Here is a 6,910-nt window from a genome sequence, read left to right as displayed (position 1 = left end):
CCTGGGCACCGCAGCCCGGGGGTCGGGTCAGGCTGCTGATCGACTGGCTCGCGCAACGACTGGCGCGGCCAGCGCCCCGCTGAACTCGCTGCGCCGCAGCCGGAACCGGTGCGCCGCCACCTTCAGGTGCAGCTGCATCACCTGGCGCGCCAGGCCCGGGTCGCCGATCCGCACTGCGGCGGCAAGCTCGCGATGGTGGTTCAGGCTTTGCAGCATGTCTGCGTGCGTGCAGATGAAGTAGGACCGGGTCACGATCGGCATGTCGATCAGCCCGGCCAGCATGGCGCGCAGCCGCGGCGACCCGCTGGCCTCGAGCACGGCGCGGTGGAACCGGGCATTGATCTCCTGCAGCTGCTGCGCCACCGAGGCATCGCCCTGCGCCAGGGCCAGCCCCATCTGCGCGTTCAGCGCATCGAGCCGCTCTGCCAGCGCGACGCCGCCGCGGCGCGCCGCCAGTTCCGCCGCGTGGCCTTCCAGCAGGACGCGCAGCTGGTAGCTCTCGTCAATGTCGGATCCGGTCCATTCCGACACCCGCACGCCGCGGCCGGCATCGGCGCTGGCCAGCCCGTCCTGCACCAGGCGCTTGAGCGCGGCCCGGATCGGGGTGCGGCTGATGTCCAGCTCGCGCGCGATGTGCTCCTCTTTCAGCTGCGCCCCCGGCGCGTACGTGCCGGCGACCACGCGCTGCTTCAAAAGCTCGTATGCCTTGTCCGATGCGATGGCCATTTGTCTCCGCCTTGTATTTTCAGGAGGTAATTCCCTCGGGAATACCCTGGAACTTAATCGCACCGCAGGGAATTCTGCGGTTGCTTGTTTTTTTATTGTACATTCTGGCGGCCATCCCCATCCCCATCCCCATTTCCACAGAGAGAGACAGCATGCTCGGACTCCAGATCTTCAACCGTACGCGCCAGGTGCCCGAGCGCTACGTCCAGGCCTTTCGCGGCCTGCCCGTCGCCAACGTCAGCGACTGCATGACGCGCATGACGGCGGCCGGCCCGCGGCTGCGGCCGATGCACAAGAGCGGCTACCTGGTCGGCCCGGCGCTGACGGTGAAATGCCGGCCCGGCGACAACCTGATGATCCACAAGGCGCTGACGATGGCGCGCAAGGGCGACGTGATCGTCGTCGATGCCGGCGGCGACCTGACCAACTCCCTGTTCGGCGAGATCATGGTGGCCACGGCGGTCGCCATCGGCCTGGCCGGCGTCGTCCTGAACGGTGCGATGCGCGATTCGGCAGAGATCGGCGCCGGCGAGTTTCCCGTCTATGCCGCCGGCGTGTCGCATCGCGGCCCTTACAAGGACGGCCCGGGCGAGATCAACGTGCCGATCGCGATCGATGGGATGGTCATCCATCCCGGCGACCTGATGCTGGGCGACGCCGACGGCCTGCTGTGCGTGCCTTACGACAGCGTCGAGGAGGTGCTGGCCGCCACGCAAAGGAAGATGGACGCGGAAAAGCTGATGCTCGCGGACATCGCCGCCGGCAAGCTCGACACCGCCTGGATCGACGCCACGCTCAAGCGCCTGGGCTGCAACCCGGAACCCCAGTGACATGAAGACCGTCGCCAAGCGGGTGGTCCGCTCGGACCTCTGGATCGATGGCGCCTTCGACGCGCGGCTGGCGCGGGAGGCGGACGTGTCGCTGGCCGTCTTTGCGGCGCGCGGCAACCCCGCGGCGGCCTGGGACCTGCTCTCCAGTGCTCACGTGTACCACGTGTCCGCGGCGAAGGACGAACTGCCGCGTGAGTGGTTCGCGCAGGCCGAGCTGCTGGCGCGCTGCCCCGAGCTGCTGTGCGTGTCGTCCAGCGGCGCGGGCTACGACACGGTGGACGTCGCCGCCTGCACCGCGGCAGGCGTGGCCGTGGTCAACCAGGCCGGCGGCAATGCGCCGTCGGTGGCCGAGCACACCCTGGGGCTGATGCTCGGCGTGTCGCGCCGGATGCTGGAGAGCGACCGCCGCATGCGGCGCGAACAAGGCTTCACGCGCGAAGACGTCATGGGCCACGAGATCAGGGGCAAGACGCTGGGCCTGGTGGGCATCGGGCACACCGGCACCCGTGTCGCGGCCCTGGCCCGGGCTTTCGGCATGGAGGTGATCGCAACCGATCCCTTGCTGTCGCCGCAGGAAATCGGGCAACGCGGCGCCCGCGCCGTCACCTTTTCCGAGCTGCTGGCGCAATCCGACGTGGTCTCGCTGCACTGCCCGCGCGACGCCAGCACGCTTGGGCTGATCGACGCGGCGGCCCTCGCGCGCATGAAGCGCGGGGCGACCCTCATCAGCACGGCTCGCGGCGGCATCCACGATGAAGCCGCGCTGGTGAAGGCGATGCGTTCGGGCCACATCGCGGGCGCCGGCCTCGACGTGTGGGACCAGGAACCGCCGCCGCTGGACCACCCGCTGCTGGCGATGGACAACGTGTTCGCCACCTTCCACACCGCCGGGGTGACCCACGAGGCACGCCGCAACGTCGCCGGCATGGCGGCCGACCAGATCGCTGGTTTGCTGGCGAGCGAGCGGCCGCCGCGCCTGGTCAACCCCGAAGTCTGGCCCGCCTGCCAGCAGCGGCGCGCCCGGATCCTGCGCTGAACCGCCGTGCTGACCATCCCGATCGAGCGCAAGACAGCCTTCCACTGGCAGGACTTCGACCTGCTGGGCAAGCTGGTGGACGACCCGGGCAACTTCTCGGTGCATGCGGACAGCCCCCACAAGACCCTGAAGGACCTGGTGGCCTTCGCCAAGGCCAACCCCGGCGCCGTGACCTATGGCACCACGGGCATCGGCTCGGACGACCACATCTCGGCGCTGATGCTCGCCGGCATCAAGATGACGCACGTGCCGTTCAAGGGCGCGGCCGAGGTGCACAACGGCATCGTCGGCAAGCAGATCACCGTGGCCGCGATGAACATCGGCGAGGCGCTGCAGTACGCCAAGGGCGGCAGCGCCGTCCGCCAGCTCGGCCAGATGAGCACTGGCCGCTCGACCCTGGCGCCCGGCGTGCCACCTTCAAGGAACAGGGCTACGACATCGTCATGGCGTCGCTGCGCGGCATCGCCGCGCCCAAAGGCCTGCCGCCGGCGCTGCGCGAACAACTCGCCGCCGCCGTCCAGAAGGCCGCGGCCGACCCCGAGTTCCAGGCCAAGGCGGCCGGTTTCTTCTCGCCGCTGCGCTACCTGCCGCCGCCCGCCTATGCCGCGGAGTTGAAGGATGCAGAGGCCGGCTTCAAGCAGCTGTGGCAAGCGATGCCCTGGGCGAGAAGTAGCCAGCCGGCGGGGCGGCCGCCCTCAGCGCGGCGCCTGCGCCGTCGCCAGCTCGGGCCTCGGGTTCTCGATCATCAGCTGCGGCCGATCGACGAAATCGGGGTCTTCGTTTTCGCGCCTGATCCTCGTCGAAGATCGGGCGATGGCGCGGCACACGGCCTGCTTCAAGCCTTGGTCGCAAGAGGAGCGGCACCGCGGCCGCAGTCGCACCGGGCACCGCACCATGTACGATCGGCCAGGTACGCCACGCGCCCCACGCTTGAACACCAGCCCATGACCTCTCCACTCACACTGGGCGACCCCGCCCTGGACCAGGACCACGCGCACCTGCAGGAACTGATCGCGCAACTTTTCGACGCCCGCCCGGAGCAGGCGGCATCATCGCTCGATGCATTGCGCGCGCACGCAGCCCGGCATTTCGCGGTGGAGGATGCCGACCTGCTGGCCATGCAGGACGGCAACGCCAAGTGCCACGTCGATGAGCACGCGGCAGTGCTGAAGTCGCTGGACGAAGTACGCGCGTTGCTGGGCGGGGAGACGATGTCCGCCGAGGCCAGGTCGGCGCTCCTCCGGCGGCTGGCGGTCCACCTGCGTGACTGGCTGCCGGAGCACGTGCAGCAGATGGACGCGGGAGTAGCGGCGCATCGCTCCAAGCGCCGCTTCGGCGGCGCCCCGGTGCAGATCGTCCGCCGCTGACGACTGCGGCGGGCGGCGCGGCGCGGTCAGTCCGCCTTGAGGTTGGTGGCCCGCACGACCTCACGGACCTTGGCCTGATCGTCCCGCAGGAAGGCTGCGAACTCCGCAGGCGAACTGCTGACGGGATCGGTTCCCATCCGCACCAGCTTGTCACGCAACGCCTGCCGCGACAGCGCGGTGGCCACCGCCGACGCCAGCCTGGTGACGACGGCCTGGGGGGTGTCGGCCGGCACCAGGAGCCCCTGCCACGCATAGGATTCGAGCGTGGGGTAACCCGCCTCCGCGATGGTCGCAACGCCAGGCAGTTCGGCCGAACGGTTTTTGCTCAAGACAGCGAGCGGCCGGAGCCGGCCCTCGCGGATGTACGGCCCGAGCGCCGCCACCGTGTTGATCGTGAAGCTGACGCGGCCACTGATGATGTCGGGCAGCGACTGCGCGATGCCCTTGTAAGGCACGTGCAGCGCACCGATGCCCGTGGCCAGCGAGATTCGCTCGCCGACCAGATGCAGCGCGGACCCGATCCCGCTACTGTCGTAGGAAAGCTTCATGCCCGACCGGCCCAGCGCGACCAGCTCGGCGAAGCTCCTGGCGGGCAGGACGGGGCTCGCGGCAAGCACGAGGTTCACCCTGCCGGTGAGGCCCACCGGCTCGAAATCATCGACCTTGTACGGCAGGCTTTTCTGCAGCACCGGATTGATGGTGAATGCCCCGATCGCCACCAGCACCGTGTAGCCGTCCGCAGGGGACTTTGCCACGGCCTCGGTGCCGATGATGCCGTTGGCCCCCGCCTTGTTGTCGACGATGATGCTCTGGTTGAGGATACGTCCGACCTCGCCCATGATCTCGCGCGCGGTAAGGTCGGTGTTGCCGCCGGCCGGGTACGGCACCACCACGCGGATGGGGCGACTGGGCCAGGCGTCCTGCGCCTGGCCGATGCCCGGCCAGGCCGTGGCACCGGCCAGGAGCGCGGCGCCAGCCAGCACCTGGCGCCGGGTGAGCGGCAGTTGCTCCGCAATGCCGTGGGGTACGGCCGCCATGAGGTCGAGTCTTTGAGGGGTCATTGGTCTTCGAAGGTTTCAGGGTTGGGCCGCATCGACTGGTCGGCGCCGGCTGCAAGCAGCGCCTGGCGCGCGGCGCTGAACGCCTGCCGCACCGCGCGGGTGCCGCCCGGCAACTGCTCCTGCAAGTTGTCCATCGCCGGCTTACCGCGCCCACCCGCTCATGGCGCAAGGCCGGCTGCGCGGCGGGCGGCGGACCGCCACAAGGCCCAGGGGCGCTCCACCTGGCCCTCGACGCTGCGCTCGGCCGCGCCGGCTTCTTCCTCGGTCAGGTAGACCGGGTCGCCCAGGGCAATGGCCTGCGTCTGCAGCTTCGCGTTGATCTCGGCGTAGACCGCGCGATAGACGGCCAGTTTCAGCGAAGGCGCGACGACGGTGGAACCGTGGCCGCGCATCAGCACTGCGTTGCGCTCGCCGAGCGAGTCGGCCAACGCACGTCCGAGCCGGTCGTCCGTGATCAGGAGGTCGGTGGCCGGGCCGGCAACGTCGCGGATCTCGAACAATCCCGCGCCGCTGCCCAGGAAACCGCTCATGTGGCACACCGGCCGCAAAGTGTTGCGGCGGGAGACGGAGAACGGGACGACGGATGGCGAGTGGCTGTGAACGACCGCCATCACGTCAGGCCGCGCGCGGTAGATCGACCCGTGGATGAATCGCTCGAGGTAGACCCGGCGATCGCCGGCATCCACCGGCGCGCCGTCCAGCTCGAACTCGATGATGTCGTCGGGCGCCACCAGGGCCGGCGCCATGTTGCGCGCCAGCAGGAAGCGGTCCGGCCGGGTCTCGCTGCGGACACTGACGTGGCCGAAAGCATCCAGCACACCCTGGTGGAAGAGGATGTGGTTGGCGTCGACGAGTTGCTGCAGCAGGCTCATCACTTCTCCAGGCGGATGCCGGCGTCACGCACCTGCTTGCCGACCACGTCGATCTCCTCGACGACCAGCGCGCCGAACTGTTCGCGCGTCATCGGCGCGGCTTCCATCCCGGCCTGCACGAACTTCTGGCGGACCTCGGTTTGCTGCAGGACCTTTACCAATTCCGCCTGCAGGCGGTTCACCACCGCCGGCGGGGTGCCGACGGGGACGAAGGCACCGACCCAGCCGAGTACAGGTTTGAACTGAGCGAAGCCCGCCTCGGCGACGGTCGGAACCTCCGGCGCCACCTGCGTGCGCTTCGGGCTGAAGGTGGCAATGAAGCGGACCTTGCCGGCGCCGGCAGGGCCCAGCGGCATGAAGGAAGTGAAGTCGCCGCTGCCGACGTGCACCTCGCCGCCGGCCACGGCGACAGCGGCGGCGGAGTTGCCCTTGTACGGAACCGCCGTCATCCCGGCGCCGGAGAAGTGGCGCAGCAGCTCCATGTTCAGGTGGTTGATGGAGCCCGAACCCGGGTTGCCGTAGTTCACGCCCTTGTCCTTCGCGAAGGCGACAAGCTCGGCAACGGTCTTCACGGGCAGCTGCGCGTTCACCGCCAGCACCATGGGGATCATGCTCAGCGTGGTGAGCGGCACCAGGTCGGTCTTGACGTTGTATGGCTGCTTGTGGAAAAAACCGCCGGTGGTGATCGGTCCGTTGGGCGTGACGAGGACCGTGTAGCCGTCGGCCGGCGCGCGCACCACGGCGGCCGTCCCGATCTCGCCGCCCGCGCCGGCGCGGTTGTCGATGACCACTGGCTGGCCGAGCGCATCACTGAGCTTGCGGGCAACGGTGCGGGCGGTCAGGTCGGCGCTGCCGCCGGCACCGAAGGGCACCACGAAGGTGATGGGGCGGCTGGGGTAGTCCTGCGCGCTCGCGGCGACGGCGGCGACGCAAAGACCCGCGGCGATCGCGGCCTGGAAGAAAGCACTGGTGGTCATCTTGATGTCTCTGTGGTGGTTCGAACAATCCGTTCGGGACG

At 69.3% G+C, this 6,910-nt stretch carries 9 protein-coding genes; 4 read left to right on the top strand and 5 right to left on the bottom strand.

Annotated features, from left to right (window positions below; translation table 11 throughout):
* Window positions 1-27 precede the first annotated feature (27 nt).
* Window positions 28-726 carry a GntR family transcriptional regulator gene (locus JWP65_RS02315; RefSeq protein ID WP_299759961.1) on the bottom strand — a complete coding sequence of 233 codons (699 nt, stop codon included), beginning with the start codon at window positions 724-726 and terminating at the stop codon, window positions 28-30.
* A gap of 152 nt (window positions 727-878) precedes the next feature.
* Here JWP65_RS02315 and JWP65_RS02310 point away from each other — a divergent pair, with 152 nt between their 5' ends.
* From JWP65_RS02310 to JWP65_RS20065, 4 genes are read left to right on the top strand one after another with little or no spacing between them, the layout of a single operon-like run.
* On the top strand, window positions 879-1,556 hold the full coding sequence (locus JWP65_RS02310) for an RraA family protein (RefSeq protein WP_299759959.1): 678 nt from the start codon (window positions 879-881) through the stop codon (window positions 1,554-1,556).
* Window position 1,557: 1 nt separating this feature from the next.
* Window positions 1,558-2,592 carry a hydroxyacid dehydrogenase gene (locus tag JWP65_RS02305; RefSeq protein ID WP_299759957.1) on the top strand — a complete coding sequence of 345 codons (1,035 nt, stop codon included), beginning with the start codon at window positions 1,558-1,560 and terminating at the stop codon, window positions 2,590-2,592.
* A 6-nt stretch (window positions 2,593-2,598) separates the two neighbouring features.
* The gene (locus JWP65_RS02300; RefSeq protein ID WP_299759955.1) at window positions 2,599-3,207 is read left to right on the top strand and encodes a tripartite tricarboxylate transporter substrate-binding protein; all 609 of its coding nucleotides are present in this window, start codon (window positions 2,599-2,601) and stop codon (window positions 3,205-3,207) included.
* Window positions 3,208-3,245: 38 nt separating this feature from the next.
* Window positions 3,246-3,959 carry a bacteriohemerythrin gene (locus JWP65_RS20065; protein WP_367280463.1) on the top strand — a complete coding sequence of 238 codons (714 nt, stop codon included), beginning with the start codon at window positions 3,246-3,248 and terminating at the stop codon, window positions 3,957-3,959.
* A gap of 26 nt (window positions 3,960-3,985) precedes the next feature.
* Here JWP65_RS20065 and JWP65_RS02295 read toward each other — a convergent pair whose 3' ends face one another.
* Genes JWP65_RS02295 through JWP65_RS02280 form a run of 4 tightly spaced genes read right to left on the bottom strand, consistent with a single transcriptional unit; the run spans window position 3,986 to window position 6,869 of the window.
* Window positions 3,986-4,996, bottom strand: coding sequence for a tripartite tricarboxylate transporter substrate binding protein (locus JWP65_RS02295; protein ID WP_299759953.1), 1,011 nt, complete (start codon window positions 4,994-4,996; stop codon window positions 3,986-3,988).
* Window positions 4,997-5,016: 20 nt separating this feature from the next.
* Window positions 5,017-5,154: a hypothetical protein gene (locus JWP65_RS02290; RefSeq protein WP_299759951.1), complete on the bottom strand. Its 138-nt coding sequence runs from the start codon at window positions 5,152-5,154 to the stop codon at window positions 5,017-5,019.
* Window positions 5,155-5,178: 24 nt separating this feature from the next.
* Window positions 5,179-5,892, bottom strand: a complete 714-nt coding sequence (locus JWP65_RS02285; protein WP_299759949.1) for a class II aldolase/adducin family protein — start codon at window positions 5,890-5,892, stop codon at window positions 5,179-5,181.
* Entirely contained in the window at window positions 5,892-6,869 is a 978-nt protein-coding gene (locus JWP65_RS02280; RefSeq protein ID WP_299759947.1) for a tripartite tricarboxylate transporter substrate binding protein, read from the bottom strand. Before JWP65_RS02280 ends, JWP65_RS02285 begins: the two co-directional genes overlap by 1 nt.
* Between the last annotated feature and the right edge of the window lie 41 nt (window positions 6,870-6,910).

Source organism: Ramlibacter sp. (assembly GCF_028292805.1).
In the GTDB taxonomy this organism is placed as follows: Bacteria; Pseudomonadota; Gammaproteobacteria; order Burkholderiales; family Burkholderiaceae_C; genus Ramlibacter.
Note: the sequence above shows the minus strand (reverse complement) of the source record. Positions and strands in the feature narration are given on the sequence as shown.